Source organism: [Bacillus] enclensis (genome assembly GCF_001456935.1).
Taxonomy (GTDB): domain Bacteria; phylum Bacillota; class Bacilli; order Bacillales; family Bacillaceae_B; genus Rossellomorea; species Rossellomorea enclensis.
In genome coordinates this window covers 161,926-179,574 of the sequence record NZ_KQ758483.1, presented here as the reverse complement: position 1 = coordinate 179,574, position 17,649 = coordinate 161,926, and the positions used below count along the sequence as shown (strand labels likewise).

The window sequence follows — 17,649 nt, the reverse complement described above, 5'->3', positions numbered from 1 at the left end:
GAATATTCTTTGATCCAATAAAAAAAGCCTGCGTAAGCAGACTTTTTCTCATGGACCTATTAAAGCGGCAGGCTGTATCCGAGGATGAAGACGATGATGAGGGAAATAACGAACAGGATCCAGAACGTTTTTGTGCTTTTCCCTTTGTTCATCCGTACAAGGATCATTTCAAACATACCGATCACCCAGACACCTACCAGCGCCTTGATCCCGTATAAGGCAGGATTGATGCCCTGATGTTTCCAGAACAGCAAAGCACCTGTCAGGATGATGAGAAGATAGAACAAACGCAGGATCATGTGAACCACTTTCATGCCTTTCGCTTTGCCGGCATTATGAAGCCATACCGCTACAAAGAAAAGGATGATCGCAATCACCCACGTCGTGATATGTGCATGTGTGTTATCAAACATAGTGAACCTCCCAATGCAAAAATATTAATGCTCATCATATATTACCACAAGCACTGCGGTAACAGAAAATGTAACCACTCACTGTAACCGATTTGTCAAAATTCCGATTCCGCGGACTTCGATGTCGACAGTGTCCCCCGCTTTCAGGAAACGGGGCGGTTTAAAGCCTTTCCCAACCCCGGCAGGAGTACCCGTTGCAATGATATCGCCCGGTTCCAGGGTCATCCCTTTTGATAGGATGGAGATGATTTCGGGGATGGAAAATATCATGAGTTCCGTGCTTGAAGACTGACGTACCTCACCATTGACACTCGTCCGGATTTCCAGCTGATGCGGGTCATCTATTTCTTCTTTTGTCACGATATACGGACCGATCGGACAGCTTGAATCCAAGCTTTTGCCTATGAAGAACTGACCGTGTTTCTTCTGGAGATCCCTTGCTGTAAGGTCATTGAGGATGGTGTAGCCAAAAATATGATCCATCGCTTCATCAGATGAGATCGCCCTTCCTCTTTTACCGATTACGACGGCAAGCTCACCTTCATAATCAAGCTCTTCCGTTACATTTTCATGGAGGGGTATGCTTTGGTTGTGTCCTGTCACGGTATTTGTGGCTTTGGTGAAGATCATGATATTTTTTGGGATGTCTTGTTCACTACCCATTTCAATGGCGTGCTCCCGGTAGTTCTTGCCCACGCACATGATATTCCTTTTCACATGCGGTATCGGGGCCAGCCAGTTGACTTCATCCACTGAGTACTGGTATTCTGCGAAATCGTTTCCCTCCCGGCATCGTTCTAAAAGCTCTTCCACTTTGTGAAGAGCCCCTTCCCCGTCTTCGATGAGCTTTTGTACACTTGAAGGGAACTCCTTATCCAGGTCCGCTGCCAAACCTATTAGATCGATAACGACTTCTCCTTCCACAACACCGTACGTGGATCTTCCATTCACTTCAAAACTGGTTATCTTCATCCGCTTCCCGTCCCCTTTTCTTCAATAGTAAAATAGTAATTTAACCTTCCGACTTTTTCACAGAACCTCTTCCATAGCTAAGGACCCTCCACAGCTTTTCTGCAGGTCCAAACCTGAATCTTGACAGCCAGATTTCAGAAAGAAGCATCTGGATGACGAAGATCCCGGCGGCTAAAAGGGTTCCTGTCGTCAATGTCACTTCCCCATATAGACCCAAACCGTATGAATAGAAAATCAATGTTCCTATGATTGATTGCATAAGATAATTGGACAGGGACATCCTGCCGGCAGATGCAAGGGGCCTGCTCCATTTTTTCACATTTTCATTCTCTAATAATAAAGCCAGGATTATTGCATAAGATACTGATAAGAAAGGACCTCCTAAATAATCCTGTATGTAGGAATAGGCAGTATTCGCTTCTATTAATATAGGAAGCAGCTTTATTCCGATACTGGCGATAAGCAGGCCGGAACCGAGCAGCAGCCAGCTTCTTTTGAATTCCGCAGCTTTCTCAAGCAGCTTCAATTTTCCGGCACCTGCACCGATCATCATGACCGGCAGTATGGAAAGTGTCAGGAAAAGAAGGTTTCCTGGTGAGTTCACCGCATACCAATCACTGAATCGCTGTTTCATAATATCAGTGAAGCTGCCTGAAGCGTAGGCTGCGACTGAATCCTGCACTGCAGTGATATTCGTATAGTGAGCAACCCCTGCAGGATCAGAATATGTCATCAAAACTAAAAGAATACTAAAAAACAATTGAGGTATCAGCAGCAGTAAGCTCCCGAGCATCAAAAGGCTCTTTCCTGTCATTCTCATAAATAATAATAGCAGCAGCCCGAAAACGGCATAGTTGATTAAAATGTCTCCCGACCAAATCAAAAAAGCGTGGATGGAACCAATGAGCAGTAAAACTATAAGTCTCCTCACTCCAAATGAATAAAAAGACATTCCTTTTTGACTGGCCCGTTCCTGTTGAATGGAAAGACCATAACCGAACAGCATGGCAAACAAAGGATAGAAGCTTGCCTGTACCAACACATCGATCCATGGGTATAATGCTGCATCATCCGGTGTCTTCCACCACACGTAAGGGTCCATATAAAGAAACGGGGAATGAAAAGAGATCATGTTGATGATGAATATGCCCAAAAGGGAAACTCCCCTTATGACATCCAGGCTGACAATACGTTCTGATCGTTCAATCGGCGATAATGTGTTCATTCATTTTTTCCTCCAGCAATTAGTACTATTCCATTGTACATGAGAACGGCGATTTAGGCGATTATCACTCATTTTCCTCCTTTCACATAGAATAACAATAATTATCCTAGTCTTAAAGGTGTGAGTGCCAATGCCCGCAATCGTCGGAATAGCTCAAGTTGTCAGCGTCGGATCAAGCGGTGTGTTCCATATTGGGGATGTGTTTACAATCAATCCGATTTCAACTGCAAAAACCTTTGCCGGAGCCGGTTCCTTCGTTACAGGCAGGGGGATTTCGGTATATAACGAAAGTTCATTGACCTATACGGTGGATGATGAAGTCATGGACCAAGGCATTAACTTTAACCTGTGAGGGTGATTCAAATGAATTACTACCTTCAGCAAACCATCCAGATCCGATTCATCAAAATAGGGGGAATGACAAATTCCTCCGTACTTCAAATCGGTGCTTGCGGACAGATCAATTCAAAGAGTTACCTATATAATACCGGCGGGTTTACCGAGCCCGCACCTGCAGCTAAAAAAAGTGGAGAGGCAGGAGCAGCAGAAGCCGGGGGGCCTTCCGCCTCTCCACTCGTTCCTTTGCAGACCCCCGGCACAGCTTAGCCAGCGGCGAAAGAAAGAGGTGGAAGCATGAAACAATATTACATGACCCCGGAACAGCTCTATCAATATATCGAACAATTGAATAAGAAAGTTGTCGCGCTGGAACAAAAGGTCAATAAACTCACAGAAGAACTTACCACTGTCAAAGACACTCCCAAAATAAATGTAGAAAAAATAGAATACAAGTTCGATCAATTAAAAGTTGAATCATTGGACGGAACGCTCAATATCGGCTTGAACCCCGGGGGGATGAGTGAAGAAATCGAGGACTTCGCCGTGGCTCCAAATGGGAAGAAAAAGGCGGTAAAGGAGATAACACCATACAAGGATAAGATAACGGATGAAGTGACTTCATACATCAAAAACGATCTCCCCTCACTTATTTCCGATAATGAAGTGCAGCTGCAGCGGTCGATCGATCCCTCATATCTCAACATGATACAGCAGGATCTCATGAATCAAATGCCGCAGCGGATCGATTTCTATGTGAATAATATTCCTTTTATCGAAGGAAAGCACACGGATGAAGAGTGGACCGGGAAGATCCTCTCCAAGATCAAGCAGGATATTCAGTCCGCCCTCTTTTCATTCATGTCTCAAATGCCTGATAATATGGAAGGGATGAACAATCATGAACCTACAAGTGATTAACCGGGAATTATCAGTCGGGAACATCGATATTCAAGGGGTTGCCAGTGCCTCCCTCGTACTGATCGGGGATGCTGATATCATCCAGCTTGCATCAGCTTTCGATACTCCCCCAGAGTCATTATTAATCGGCCCATTCGTTCCACTCACTCCGAAAGGTTGACGGGTCTATGTTCAAAAGATATTCAATGGTGAATGAACTGAGAGGAGAGACACTTTCCTTCTCTTCCGTCTATCAGCTGGGCGATTCTCAATCCATTTTTTCAACGACAAAAGCATTCGCCGTGCAGCGTGAAAGAGAGTTTTTCCTCGGCAGTGAAGGACGGTTTGATGCAGAGGTATTTAACCAGCTCGTTGAACTTCCGCCGATAAATCCAAGGATCTCTGTGAGCAGATTGAATCTATCGCCCATTAAAGTAAACTGCATGCACGTACTGGCAACCGCTTTTTCTTCGGTCGTACACATCGGAAACACATGCAATGTCTATATGGACTCAAGGGTAAAACACGTGCGCCAGCTTGAAGGTGAGGCGGAATACAGTGAAGAAGAGTTAGCGATGATCGAGGAGGAAAAAGCTCAAGCTGCGTCAGAAGGAGAACCGGTCGAATTCATTGAGTATTAACGGGAATGAAGATGAATGAACGCTCTCAACTTTATCACATAGATTAAAAGTGTAGACTACTAAAGAAGGATGTTTTATTATGCCTGCGATAATTGGTCCGGTTTCCATTCTGAGCGTCGGCGGCGGAAATGTTCAATTTGGGGATACTGCCATCATTTCACCGAAGTCTGCCTCAAAAACGTTTGGCGGTTCAGGCGGTTTCAACACAGGTCCATTCCAATTGAGCTATAATGTCTTCAGTATCACGAATACATTTGATTGCAATGTCGTAGATCAGCCTATAACAGGAAATAACTAAGGAGCAAAAAGTCTGTGCCAAGGCTTTTTGCTTTTTGTTTTATCCTTTAAACCTCCCGCAGTTTTTCACTGCCTCTTCCTATTCCTGCGATCATTGCTTTTTTTCGTCTTGACTAATTTTGATGACGGCTGCTTGCGGATCCATTTGATGAATTTTCCGATTTTCTCATCCTGTCTTAATACTTCGATAGAATTCAATCTGGCTCCAAGTTCTTCATTGGTGTAGAGTGAGTGGATTTGTTTATGGCATGGAATGCATATTTCCGCAGTCGGCATGTATGCACCTCCGACTTCTTTCGGGGTCAAATGGTGCACGGTTACAGCGACTTGCTGCCGTGCACAAAGTTCACATGTTCCCGTCGTTTTATTCTTCATATCATATCAATTCCCTGTCCAGTATTTGTTTCCTATCGTTCCCTATTTAAGATCAAACAAGCCGCTCACAGGATGATTCCATCCCGCGGCGGCTTTTCTGCTACAACTCCAGTAAATGACCTCCGTCAAAGAAGTAGAGGTATTTTTCGGATACTGATTCTTTCCATATTGATTCAAGTGCTCTTGTATAGAGCTCAATTTGCACTTTGTAGCGGTTTTCAAGTATTTCTTTCGCTTCTTCAAATCCGTTTTTATACCTGTCATGTATGCCGTCTGTTTTATAATCCAAGAGAACAAGGCCGTTTTCATCCCTGAAAACACAGTCTATCACACCCTGCACAAGGATGGTTTCCTCCACAGCCTCTTCACCCGTATCAGAAATTTCTTTCAGCGGAACACTCATACTGAATGGGATCTCCCTTTGGATCTCATCTGCTTTCACCATTCTCTCACCCAGTTCATTGTCAAAGAACCGAAGGATGTTCCTGACGGAAATGGACTTTCGCTGTTCCTCGGTCATGATCTCTTTTTGAACGAGCTCCTCCAATAGGGATGAGACTGCCTCTTCATCCGGCTTGCCATCTTCAAATGAAATATGCTGCATGACCGTATGCATGGCCGTCCCTTTCTCTGCAGGTGACAGCTCCTTTGCCTGCATGAAAGCAGGGCGGTTATAAACAGGCTTCTGCTGGCGTCTGAGCAGCTCGACACTTGCGGATTCATCCCTTATTTCATACATTCGTTTCAATTCCGACACCGACTGTTTTGAACGCAGGCTGGCTGCGCGCATATTGGGATATTTCCATAGAAGGCGTTCAAACACCTCTTCCTTATGAAGAGATTCTGATGCAACCTTTTTGCCGTCCCTGACTGCTTTTCTCCAGTCATCTTCAATTTCCTCAGGGGCATCCTGTTCAGGGTTCAAGTCGGATTTGTGAATCTTTGTCACATTCCAGCAGGAAGGGTGAAGTTGTATGTCTTCGTTTTGCCCGGTCCCTCCCAGTTCCCCTTCATGGATTTCGATGCAGTGAGAATGACGGACAAGAGCAGGGCCTATCCAATCAAGATAAGATGAAGCACCGGCCCGGTCATAATCAGGAAGCAGCCATCCGCTCTCTTTCATGGTACTTTTCCATTTCTTCACGGATTTCTCGAAGCTCTTTACCGTACCGATCAGGAACAGCTTCTCTTTGGCCCGTGTGAGTGCCACATACAATACCCTCATTTCTTCAGAAATGGCTTCCATCCTTTTCTTTCGCTTGAAAGCAAGCTGCGGAAGGGAAGGATAGCTAATCCTCTTATCAGGATCTGTATATTTGCTTGCCAGACCGAGGTCCTTGTCCAGCAAATACGAAGCATTCAAATCCATCAAGTTGAATTGCTTGGACGTACCAGCCACAAAAACGACCGGAAATTCCAGCCCTTTACTGGAGTGGATGGTCATCAATCGGACCACATCTTCCTGCTCGCTCAGCGCCCTTGCCACCCCGAGGTCATCTCCCCGTTCCCTCATGCGGTCAATGAACCTCAGGAAACGGAATAACCCGCGGAAGCTTGTCGATTCATACTGGCGTGCCCTGTCATACAGCGCGCGGAGATTGGCTTGACGCTGCTTACCTCCCGCCATGCCGCCGACATAGTCGTAAAACCTGGTATCGCGGTACAGCTGCCAAATCAGCTCTGTCACCGATCCCTGTCTCGCCCTTGTTCTCCAGCCGTCCAGCTGATAAAGGAAGAGCTTCACTTTCTCAAAAGTCTCTTCCTCTCTGGACCGTGAAGGCTTCTCTTCGGAAAATTTCTTTAACGCTTCATAATAGCTGCCCGCCTTTGAGTGAATACGGATGCTTGCGAGCCCCTCTTCATCCAGGCCTGCGATCGGGGAACGGAGGACCGATGCAAGCGGGATGTCCTGGTATGGATTATCGATCACTTTAAGGAGCGAGAGCATAATGGAAATTTCCGTTGCGTCGAAATATCCCGTGGAAAGATTCGCATAAATCGGGATGCCCTGGCGTTTGAATTCTTCCATGATCTCAGCTGCCCACGGCATAGACCGAAGCAGGATCACGATGTCCTTGTATTGTATCGGACGCTCTGTTTTTGTTTTCGGATCAAATACAGGGCTTCTTCCTTCAATCATCTCTTTCACTTTCCCGGCCATATATCTTGCTTCAAGAACAGATTTTTCAATATCTTCTTCATCAAAAACAGATAAAGACTCATCTTCAGCCTGGGAAGGGGTTTTTTCAGGGGTTTCCTGATCGATCAGGGCCACCTCGACAGGATATCCCCTATCTTCCGGATAAGGTGCCCCCTTCACGAGTTCCGCTTCTTTGTTATACTCCATTTCACCCACTGAAATGCCCATGATCTGTTTGAATAAAAAGTTTGTGCCATCAAGAACCTCTTTACGGCTCCTGAAGTTTTGCGACAAATCAATCCTCAATCCTGCTTCACCCGTCTCAGGAAGGAAGCGGTTATACTTGGTCAGGAACAAATTCGGTTCTGCCAGACGGAAACGGTAGATCGACTGCTTGACATCCCCAACCATAAATCTGTTTCCCGAATGTTCTTCTTCACCTGTTATTAGAAGGAGAATGGATTCCTGAACCATATTGGTATCCTGATACTCATCCACGAGGACCTCTTTGAATTTTTGTTTGTATTGCAGTGCTGCTTCCGACGGCTGAATCTTCCCGCTTTCAGCCGGATCCCTCAGGATATCCAGGCAGAAATGCTCCAGGTCTGCAAAGTCAACAAGGCCACGCTCTTCTTTTACAGCCTTGAAGCGGCGCCCGAACTCAATGACGAGTTCGGAGAGAGTCTGGATGGAGTCTTTCATTTTCCTCATGTCCGCCAAAAAAGACTGCGGGTTTCTCATGAAAAATTCTTCCTGCAGTTTCTCAAGCATTTTCTTCCCCTGATCACGGAGTTTTTTCGCATCATCTGCAAGATCTTTATCGAATTCATCACCTCTGCACGGCTTAAGTTTCGTAAAATGAAGGGTCTGCATTTTCTCATAGAGGGCATTCCATGAATCCTCAGCTGCCAGTATAAGACCATTCACTACCTCGAGGTCATCTTCGAAATTCACGGCCCTTGGTGACGGACCTCCCGGGACTTTCGTTAAATCAAGCGCCCGTTGAAATAGAGTGCGCGCACCTTGAAGCTGTAAACCGATATCGACTTTCAGCGGATCTGCGATAGATAGTGAATCGATGTCTGCTTCCTCACTGATGTCATACATCTCCGTCAGATCCCTCAGCCATCTTTCAGGATTCGGGTGGGATCGTGAAAAGTCGTACAGTTTTCCTATCATCTCCTGAAGGGCACCATCACTGCGGTCATTAGTATAGGTATCCACAAGCCTGAAAAATGCCGTATTGTCTTCTTTTCCATACTCATCTTCAAATAATTCATCAACCACTTCGTCACGGAGCAGATCACCCTCTGTTTCATCTGCGATCCTGAACCCGGGATCGACATCGATCAGATAATAATATTTCTGGATCACTTCAAGACAAAAAGAGTGCAATGTCGAAATCGAAGCACGATTCAACAGGCTGAGCTGCTTTCTGAGATGTGTGGAGTGGGGATCTTCATCGATTGCCTTTTCGATCGCCTGGCCGATACGGTGCCTCATTTCAGCAGCGGATGCGTTTGTAAACGTTACGACTAGTAGCTCATCGACATCCAGCCTGTCTTCTTCAGAAAGGATGCGTTGTATGATTCGTTCCACAAGAACCGCCGTTTTACCGGAACCGGCAGCTGCAGCAACGAGTATATCCTGCCCCTTGGCCCAGATTGCTTTCCACTGATCGTCCGTCCAGGTGACATCCTCGGGTTTTACCGGAATGTTGCTATTACTCATTTTCATCCTTTCCCTCCTCTCTTAATTTTGCAAGCAGATCATCTGCTTTAGCCGCCCGGAGAACCCTGTATTCATTCTCCTCGAGGGCCTGATCGAATTGACAGACAGGACGGTATGAACAAAATTGGCACGGTGTCCTGTCCTTAAGTTTATAAGGTGTTATATCCACCGCGCCGGTGACGATCTGATTGCCTGCATCTTCATACACTTTACGTACATGCTTGCGCATATAATGGAAATCTTCGTTCGAAGCCGCCTTGGACCTTGATGAAAGAGTCCCGTCTTTTTTAATTCCTGCTGAAATGATATCGGAATTACCTGATTCAAGGGTCCTGTCCATCAAACGGATGATGTCGGAGTCCCCGAGTACGAGCCCTTTCATCTTGAAGCTCTTGAAGATTTCATTCTCTATCTGATCCAGAGTCAATATCTTTTTACTGTTGATCATCGGATTATGGACATGGAAATATAATACTCCTGCAGGCTTAGCTTCCTTACCGACGAATTGCTTCGAATGTGATAATACGATATCGAGATACGTCAGCATCTGAAGGGCAAGTCCATAATACACCTCGGTTACATCAAGGTCCCTTGCACTCGATTTATAGTCCACGATGCGGAGATACACCCCGCTTTCATCTTCAGCCTTGTCCACCCGGTCAATCCGTCCCTGCAATTCCATCTTCGTGCCATTTTTCAATTGGAATTGAAACGGCGGCAGTTCTGCATTCGGTCCAAATCCAAGTTCCACCCCGACTGGAACGAATCCGCTCGCCTTCGCATGCTCACTCAGGATGAGGCTTGCACGGCCGATGATGTGTTCAAGCTTCTTTGCAATATAATGAAGGCGGTTTGAACTTAGCAGGATTTGATGCTGCAGCTTGGGAGCCAGCATCCTCACTGCGTCCCTGGCCAGCTGCAGGCATTGGGCTTTCGTGAGTCCTGCCCAAGTAAGCCCGTGTTTCTCCACTTCATCCGATATCCATTTTAGGGCGGAATGGAACATCTCGCCGATATCAGGCGCCTCAAGCTTGAAGAATTCCCTTTCCCTGAGCTTCAGTCCGTGACTGGCGAAGTGGGAGAAAGGACAGCTGTTGAAGAGCTCCATCCTGGATACACTCGCAAGGATCTGCTCGCCGTAAAGGTCCCTGCTCGTTTCTTCAGTCAGTCTCTCCGCTTTATTTTCATAGAACAAGCTGGTCAGGATATGCTGTGCCTGCCACTTCCACTCTGCAGAGCCGGCATAAAAGTTATACACATCCCACCAGAAATCATATATCGGATACTCCCTTTTTTTCAGCTGAAGCTGGGAAGTCAGGTGCGATATCGTGACATTCGGGTGGCATACATAATGCAGCTGCTCTTCTTCCGGGAGTTCTGAAGGCTCATTGACCAGCATTTTCTCAGCCGCTTCCGGGTACATCTCTTTCAGTCTTTTAATATGCGATGAAGGAAGGAGTGCCTTTCCTTCTTCATTTGCTATCGGATAGCTGATATACAGCCTTTCACTCGGGGTTGTGAATGCTTTATACGCGACGAATTCTTCATCCAGCAGCTTTGTCCGATTCGTCGGTGCAATCTTGAATCCCCTTTGGAGCATTGCCTCCCTGTCTTCGTCCGATAAAACGCCTTCCTCGCCCATCTTTGCTGGAAGGACCCCGTCATTGATGCCGATCATGAACGCAGCCCTGATATCAGCAAGCCTGGACTTTTCCAGATCGGCTATGATGACCTGATCGATCGCCGGCGGCACAAGCGAGAACTTCATCGATTCCATACCCGCGTCCAGAATGGAGGCGAATTTCTTAACAGTCGTTTCCTCATCCCCGAGCATCTCCACATACTGGTCAAGCAATTCAATGACCGCACTCCATGCCTGATCATGTTCCCTGGCAGCAACGAGATCCCCGCGTTCTTCAGCCTGTATCCTCAAGCGTTCAAGCTTTGCAGGAATATCAAGTTCTTCAAGATAAAGATAAAGCGTCTCGCAGAATCCCCTTCCGGTCCGCTGCTTCTTCAGCCTTTTGCCCAGCCGGACAATCGGTGCCGAGATGAACAGTCTGAGCTCATTGATTTCATGCTCAAGCTCCCTCTCCCTGTCTGTCTGAGGGGCATCGACGTGCTCCAGGCCCCTGAAGCGGCGGTATTTCCAACGTTCTTTACCCGTCCATCGTTCCCCCTGTATCCCGTAGGCAAGAACATAATTCTCGAGACGGTCCATCTGCTCGCGCAGTTCGGATGGGTCCTTCTGATAGGGAAATAACAAATCCGTTTTAACAGCCCTGAATACTGGTTCATATCTCCAGTTGGAATTCATGATCTCGAGTGTCGACCGGATCAGTTCAATCAATGGATGATTTAGCATTGTCCTTTTCTGATCAAGGAAAAAAGGAATCTCGAAATCTTGGAATATCGTTTCAATCTTATCGCGGTAATCCGCACTGTTCCTGACGAGTACCGCTATATCCTTGTACCTGTAACCTTCAGTCCGTGCAAGCTTCCTGATTTCCCTCGCAATCCCCTCGATTTCCGCACGGCGGTTGGCCGCCTCGAGGAACTGAATGGAATCACGTGCATCCCCGCCGGTATAAACAACAGCAGGGCGTTCCTCAAAATGTCTTTCGATGTGCAGCATAGAGCCGCTCCTGAAGCGTATAGGCTTTATATACTCCTGCTCTTCGACCGGCTGGCGGGTTCTTTTGCAGATTTCCTGAAGGGTATCATACGTCTCGTTCGTCATCCTGAACAGGCTCAGCTCATTCATCGGTCCGAACTGCTGACTTGAATCAGCAGTCAGGGCGATTGTGACCTCCCTGCTGTGTGTGATCAGCTGTTCAATGATGAGATATTCCTGCGGCGTAAAGCTGTGAAAGCCGTCAATATAGATTTCTGCATCTTTAAGAAGCTCAGAGTTCTTCACATTATCCGCAAGGAGCTGGAAATAATCCTCTGAATCTATATATTTACCCATGAGCTTCTCTTCGAAATTCTCATAGATCAGTTCAAGGTCATGAAGTTTATCCCTTAAAACCTTGGATTGGCCTTCTTCCCGGTTGAAAGCCTCAAGCTCCTGGGGCTTCACGCAATACCGCTTGAATTCTGTCAGCATCGTCTCAACATGATCAATGAAACCCGTTTTCTCAGACGCCTTCGAAAAGATGCGGAGATCATCCTTCTTCTCTTCGATAATTTTCCTGATCAGCATATTCAAACCGACGCTCGAGAGATGATAACGGCTCATCCCCCCTGTTTCCTGGAGGATTTTCCATGCCAGCCTCGTAAAACTGAAGACCTGCGCACGTATCATCCCGTTCAATCCGGGAGTGTTGACCAATTCATATTCTGATATAAACGACATCTGGTCGGGCACCAGATAAATGATCGGCTTTCCGTTCGGCTGCCCGCGCAGCTTTTCTTTTATCTCTGACAGCATTCCGTGGCTCTTGCCGGTACCTGCCCGTCCCAGTATAAATCTGACAGTCATGCTCTCACTCCTTTAATTATGTATTTCTATGATAACCAACAGGTTGCTTGAATTTTTGTATAGGTCCATTATAAACCATTCTCTCTCTGAGCAAATCCATCCTGCTTCATTCTATCATGAAAATATTTGGGAGCTTCCGCATAGAGTAAAGAAGGCAGGTGAGCGTGATTATGCAGATCTCTTTTAAATTGATTTCTATTTTACTTGTCAGCATGGGCATCATGGTTGCATGCAATATCTATACATTCATCCCTATTTACGGTGAGATAGCCTCCTCATTAGGAATCCCTTCAGAATCAGTCGTTGTTGCCGGCAGTTCGTTTACTTTTTTTTACGCTTGCGGTTTATTGACATTCGCCAATATAGCTGACCGGTTCGGGAAGAAGGAAATATTAGTGCTAGGCATGCTTGTTTCAGCCCTCTCAACTGCACTGGTCATGTTTTCCTTCGATTCCTGGAGTTTATCCTTTACTCGGGGGCTGCAGGGGTTTTGTCTGGGAAGCTTTGCACCGGTGGCTTTCTCTTATACGTACGACCTTTTTGAAGGAAAAAGGAGGACACTTCTCCTCGCCTTGATCAATTCGGGGTTTCTTTTCGCGGGCATCCTTGGTCAGTTAGTAAGCGAGTGGATCACGGGCATCAGCCATTGGACGGCTGTATTCATATTCTTTTCCATTATGTATCTCTTCCTTTTCCTCATGGGGAAGAAAATATTGCCGGGGACTCCTGTTTCTGCATACAATTACGACAGGCAGCCGGCAATTATCCTTTTCAGGCTCCTGCAAAACAGGAAGCTTCTTATGCTTTATGGTATTGTATTTACTCTTCTCTCTTCTTTTGTCGTGTATTATGACAGTTTGACAAGGTTCCTTTCTGGAAAAGACGACCTCCTTTTACAAACACGACTTACAGGTCTGATCGGTGTTGTACTCTCTCTCTATACAGGAAGGCTGCTCGAAAAGCTTGGAGCCTATAAAACATTATTTATTGGATTTGCAATTGCCATTCTGTCTTTTGTCATATCATATTTCTACTACTATACGGTCCATCCGCTTTTTTTGATGACTTCTTCCATTCTATTTGTCTCTTCGATCTCCCTATTGATCCCGACAGTCATCACCCTGATCGGGGATATCAGCAAGGGTGAAAGGAGCCAGGCACTGAGCCTATACTCGTTCATCTTACTGGGCGGGACCAGTCTTGCTCCTCTCGCGGCGATGAAATTGGGGTATTTACAGTCATTGGCATTGCTGGTCTTGTGTTACACAGTGAATATTCTCCTGGGGAGCCTTCTGACTATCAGGGGCGGCGGCCGATTTAAAGAAGATAGCGGAGGGGCAAAATAAAAAAGAAGGAGTTCATCCTTCTTTTTTATTTTGCCATTCATCTGCCAGCATTCCGTATAAATACATATCATGGCGTTTTCCGTCCCTCTGCAAAAATTCGCGGAAACTGCCTTCTTTTGTGAACCCTAGATTTTCGTACAAACGGATGGCATGTGTATTATAAGAAAACACAGTCAACTGGAGACGATGCAAATTGAGTTCATGGAATGAAAAATCCAGCAGACATTCCAGCGCTTCCCTGCCTAATCCCCTGCCCTGATATTCTTCCTCACCGATTAGTATCGATAGCCCGCCGACCCGGTGCGCCCAGAGTATCCCGTCAAGTTCGGCATATCCGATCAAGCGCCCGCTGTCTTTTAACCGGATAGCGAACAGGCGGGTACTTTGATCTTCTCCCCCTATCCATTTCTTCACTTCATCCTCAGACTTCGGTTTGTATGGAATGGCGTCCAAGAGCCGTTGAAGCTTTTCATTTCTGCTCCACTTCATCAGGAGACCCGCATCGTCTTCGCTCAAACTTGTCAAATGAATGTGTTGGCCAGTAAGTAATGATTTCATTGTGATCACCTCGAGTTAACAATATTCGAGAGAGTATGCGTTTTTCCTTTATTGGGTGCGTAAAAAACCTTCCACTAAACGTTTTTTATTCACTTTCCCTACATCTGTTTTAGGTATGTCATCGATAAAGTGGTACTGCTTGGGTATCTTGAATGCCCCGAATTTTTCAAGACAATAAGCCTTTGCTTCACTGCCCGTCATCATTCTGCCTTCACGGATTTTCATAAAGGCGGTCACGACCTCTCCCCATTTTTCATGCGGCATCCCTACGACGGCACACTCTGAAATGGACGGGTGTTCACATAACCAGTGTTCGATTTCCTGTGGATAAATATTTTCCCCCCCTGAAATGATCATATCTTTTTTTCGGCCGACGATATAATAATCACCCTCATGATCGATTCTTGCCAAATCCCCAGTGTGTAGCCAGCCGTCCTTAAGCACCGCAGCTGTTTCTTCCGGCATATTCCAGTATTCTTTAAAAAGATGGTCTCCACCGAGAAGGAGCTCGCCTACGTCTCCATATTTCACACATTTCCCCTCTTGGTCCACAACCTTCACTTCATTGAGCATCATCGATTTCCCAATCGATCCCTTCTTCATTTTACCGGGGTCGATATAGAAATTATTCGGTCCCGCTTCGGTCAGTCCGTACCCTTCTTTAAAATGGATTCCTTTTGCTTTGAAGGCATCATAGACCTTTCCCGGACATGGTGCTCCCCCCGATAAAAACACCTTCATCTTCGGAAAAGAAGCATATTCGAAGTCCTCTTCTTCCAAGAGATCGTGATACATCGTGGGCACCAGCAGTACAATCGTACATACATGATGGTTCAGCATATCGATTGCCTGCTGCGGCACAAATCGTTCAGAAGTCACCACTTTCCCGCCGACCATGAGAATAGGCAGTGACAGGGCATTGAGCCCTCCGGTATGAAAGGTCGGGAGATACGTGATTGTCGCATCCTCTTCAGTCAGATTCCAGCTGATTACCGTATTCAGGGCATTCGCGTTAATTGATCTATAGGAAAGGATGACACCCTTCGACTTGCCGGTCGTCCCTCCGGTATAAATCATGACCCACGGATCATCTTTATCCCGAATGATTTCAGAAACCAGTTCCACTCCGTTGTACGCTTCTTCTGCCGCTTCGTCTATTCTTTCCGCCCGGTGCCCTTTCAGCACCGCATTGAACCCATGCTCAAAGTCAGCTTGATAGAAAACCAGATCAGGCGAACAGTCCCCGATGAGCGATTCGATCTCAGCAGCTGACAATCTCCAGTTTAACGGGACAAAGATCGCGCCTATTTTACTGCAGGCAAACAGCAATTCAAAACAGACAGGATGATTTTTACATATAAAGACAACGCGGTCGCCTTTTTTTATTCCTTTTTCTTTCATATAGTAAGCCCACTTTGCAGCTCTTGCATCAAGTGAGCGGTACGTAATCATTTCATTGGTGGCTCCATTTACAAGCGCCACTCTGTCAGGAGAAATGATCGATCGCTTCTGCAGCCAATCCGTCACCATTCCCATGTCATCTCCTCCTTGGTTTGGATAGGATTTATTTTAGGGAAGGGGAGTTACAAATGAGTTACAGGTTTTTCAGGCGCTCAATAATGGAAGGGATTCAGGGTACTGCAGAGATAATGGGATGGATACTTTTCGACAGCAGGCACAATTAGCGGGGAATTGGCACCATAATATGGATTCAAGCACGATAATCCTGAAAGCAGCACAATTAAGGAAGGGACGAGCCGGCTCAGGCTGCCGCCCTTCAATCATCTGAGCGGGAGTTCCACAGGGATTAAATGATCAGTAAAAAATAGACTTTCCCCCTCATAAACTACCATTTTCCGATAAAAAAACCCGGGGGACATCTTCCTCCCCCGGGTGCCAAACTTCAATCTGAACTATTACCAAATCATCTCCGCCCATTCCGGATGATCGATGAATGGGTTCCGGTTTCCTTGATAGTCTTTATAAATAATATTATTGCGGCGGATTTCCCTGGAATCTACCGGGTCTTCCTCGTTCCACTCTAGTAGAACGGACATTTTCCCGTGATAGGGTGCACTTCCGTTATTCACATTTTCATTTAACTCCAGATCCACTTCACCGCTGTCTCCTTCATAGCGGACTGCCATGTAGAAAATCATGCGGGCAACGTCGCCCTTTACTTCGTCACGGGGCTCCCAGGAGTCTCCGTCATAGTAATTTCCGGCAGCTTCACTATGTTCGGTGCCTCCATTGTCAAAGTCGAGATTCCCCCTGGTGGAATTGACCGTCACGTCGGTGGGGCGGAGATGGTGAAGGTCTGTTCCCGGTCCCTGGGCAGTGCCAAAGTCACCGTGTGACTTCGCCCAGACGTGTTCCCGGTTCCAGTCGTCCACACCGCCGCCGTTCGTCGTCTTTGATTGTGAGCGGCCGGAGTATAGCAGAAGGACATTGTTTGAGTTGGCCGGATCTTCGTCTGTGTTCCGAAGCGCTGTCCACACTTCACTATAGGATAGCGTGGTATGATCATCGATGATCTCGTGCAGCGCCGTTTTAAGGGCGGATCCTGTTTTTCCATCTGCAGCTGAATAGTATTCTTCATAGGCTGGCGGATCAGAAGGGTCGGCCGGATCTTCCGGGTCGGTTCCCCCTGCTGCTTCTTCAAAAGCAGAAGTCGACTTCACACCTGGATGAGAGAAGTAATCTGTCAGGCTTCCCGTAACTTTCAGCTTTTCCCCCATGAGTGACGGATTGCTTCTGAGACCGTAGTTCGAACGGAATGAAGAAGGGATCTGTACATAAATCATTTCATTGACATTCGTTTCCGATGGCGTATCAGCCAGAGCCAGTGCATAATCATTCGGGAAGTTCTCTGTCACGACAGATGACTCCGAGGTTGGCTGCCCAACAACGTAGCCCTCGACTGAATGGACTGAACCTGTCTGATTTCCGATTGCCTGGCTTACAGAATAAGGTGAATCCCACGTACCGCTTCCTGCTGCATCTGTTTTGTCCACTTGTACGCCGCTGCAGCTTAATAAAACGAGGACGGACAAGGTAAGGATACTGATCAGCTTGCCTGAAACTTTTTTCAAACGTAACGCCTCCTTAATGCTGGTATACCTTTAGCGTACAATATAAAATTTTGAAAAAGGGTAAAATGAATGTAAATTTTCAAAAATAAGTAAAACCGACCATGCCGGGTTAGGATAAAAGCACTCCTGGTTGGAGGGA

16 protein-coding genes are annotated in these 17,649 nt (G+C 46.5%); 7 read left to right on the top strand and 9 right to left on the bottom strand.

From position 1 onward, the window contains the following. Window positions 1-59: 59 nt before the first annotated feature. From AS034_RS08630 to AS034_RS08620, 3 genes are all read right to left on the bottom strand, one after another. Complete coding sequence (locus AS034_RS08630) at window positions 60-413, bottom strand: YisL family protein (protein ID WP_058298224.1); 354 nt, start codon at window positions 411-413, stop codon at window positions 60-62. A gap of 78 nt (window positions 414-491) precedes the next feature. After that, window positions 492-1,385, bottom strand: coding sequence for a fumarylacetoacetate hydrolase family protein (locus tag AS034_RS08625; RefSeq protein ID WP_032089205.1), 894 nt, complete (start codon window positions 1,383-1,385; stop codon window positions 492-494). A 40-nt stretch (window positions 1,386-1,425) separates the two neighbouring features. Further along, on the bottom strand, window positions 1,426-2,610 hold the full coding sequence (locus AS034_RS08620) for a DUF418 domain-containing protein (protein WP_058298223.1): 1,185 nt from the start codon (window positions 2,608-2,610) through the stop codon (window positions 1,426-1,428). A gap of 130 nt (window positions 2,611-2,740) precedes the next feature. Here AS034_RS08620 and AS034_RS08615 point away from each other — a divergent pair, with 130 nt between their 5' ends. The 6 genes from AS034_RS08615 to AS034_RS08590 all read left to right on the top strand — a co-directional run bounded on the left by AS034_RS08615 (window position 2,741) and on the right by AS034_RS08590 (window position 4,785). After that, a complete protein-coding gene (locus AS034_RS08615) occupies window positions 2,741-2,962 on the top strand; it encodes a spore germination protein (RefSeq protein WP_032089207.1) in 222 nt (73 codons plus the stop codon). Between the two features lie 11 nt (window positions 2,963-2,973). Continuing rightward, window positions 2,974-3,216, top strand: coding sequence for a spore germination protein GerPB (locus AS034_RS08610; protein ID WP_032089208.1), 243 nt, complete (start codon window positions 2,974-2,976; stop codon window positions 3,214-3,216). A 27-nt stretch (window positions 3,217-3,243) separates the two neighbouring features. Then, window positions 3,244-3,867: a spore germination protein GerPC gene (gerPC, locus tag AS034_RS08605; RefSeq protein WP_058298222.1), complete on the top strand. Its 624-nt coding sequence runs from the start codon at window positions 3,244-3,246 to the stop codon at window positions 3,865-3,867. After that, window positions 3,848-4,027 carry a hypothetical protein gene (locus AS034_RS08600; protein WP_032089210.1) on the top strand — a complete coding sequence of 60 codons (180 nt, stop codon included), beginning with the start codon at window positions 3,848-3,850 and terminating at the stop codon, window positions 4,025-4,027. Before gerPC ends, AS034_RS08600 begins: the two co-directional genes overlap by 20 nt. 7 nt (window positions 4,028-4,034) lie before the next feature. Continuing rightward, window positions 4,035-4,487 (top strand): spore germination protein GerPE, encoded by a 453-nt coding sequence (locus tag AS034_RS08595; protein WP_052011658.1) that lies wholly within the window; start codon window positions 4,035-4,037, stop codon window positions 4,485-4,487. A gap of 79 nt (window positions 4,488-4,566) precedes the next feature. Beyond that, window positions 4,567-4,785, top strand: coding sequence for a spore germination protein (locus AS034_RS08590; protein WP_032089211.1), 219 nt, complete (start codon window positions 4,567-4,569; stop codon window positions 4,783-4,785). Window positions 4,786-4,850: 65 nt separating this feature from the next. Here the strand turns inward: AS034_RS08590 and AS034_RS08585 are convergent, their stop codons facing one another. From AS034_RS08585 to addB, 3 genes are all read right to left on the bottom strand, one after another. Continuing rightward, window positions 4,851-5,159 (bottom strand): hypothetical protein, encoded by a 309-nt coding sequence (locus tag AS034_RS08585; protein WP_058298221.1) that lies wholly within the window; start codon window positions 5,157-5,159, stop codon window positions 4,851-4,853. Between the two features lie 100 nt (window positions 5,160-5,259). Next, window positions 5,260-9,030 carry a helicase-exonuclease AddAB subunit AddA gene (addA, locus tag AS034_RS08580; RefSeq protein WP_058298719.1) on the bottom strand — a complete coding sequence of 1,257 codons (3,771 nt, stop codon included), beginning with the start codon at window positions 9,028-9,030 and terminating at the stop codon, window positions 5,260-5,262. Then, entirely contained in the window at window positions 9,023-12,514 is a 3,492-nt protein-coding gene (gene addB, locus AS034_RS08575) for a helicase-exonuclease AddAB subunit AddB (protein WP_058298220.1), read from the bottom strand. The genes addA and addB overlap by 8 nt, the downstream gene beginning before the upstream one ends. A gap of 170 nt (window positions 12,515-12,684) precedes the next feature. On the opposite strand from addB, the gene AS034_RS08570 reads away from it, so the two are divergent. Further along, window positions 12,685-13,860: an MFS transporter gene (locus AS034_RS08570; protein ID WP_058298219.1), complete on the top strand. Its 1,176-nt coding sequence runs from the start codon at window positions 12,685-12,687 to the stop codon at window positions 13,858-13,860. A 12-nt stretch (window positions 13,861-13,872) separates the two neighbouring features. On the opposite strand, the gene AS034_RS08565 is transcribed toward AS034_RS08570, so the two are convergent. The 3 genes from AS034_RS08565 to AS034_RS08555 form a co-directional block, all read right to left on the bottom strand. Continuing rightward, window positions 13,873-14,418: a GNAT family N-acetyltransferase gene (locus AS034_RS08565; RefSeq protein ID WP_058298218.1), complete on the bottom strand. Its 546-nt coding sequence runs from the start codon at window positions 14,416-14,418 to the stop codon at window positions 13,873-13,875. A gap of 48 nt (window positions 14,419-14,466) precedes the next feature. Then, on the bottom strand, window positions 14,467-15,954 hold the full coding sequence (locus tag AS034_RS08560; RefSeq protein ID WP_058298217.1) for a class I adenylate-forming enzyme family protein: 1,488 nt from the start codon (window positions 15,952-15,954) through the stop codon (window positions 14,467-14,469). 380 nt (window positions 15,955-16,334) lie between these two features. Further along, window positions 16,335-17,432, bottom strand: a complete 1,098-nt coding sequence (locus tag AS034_RS08555; RefSeq protein WP_244888150.1) for an endonuclease — start codon at window positions 17,430-17,432, stop codon at window positions 16,335-16,337. Window positions 17,433-17,649: the final 217 nt, after the last annotated feature.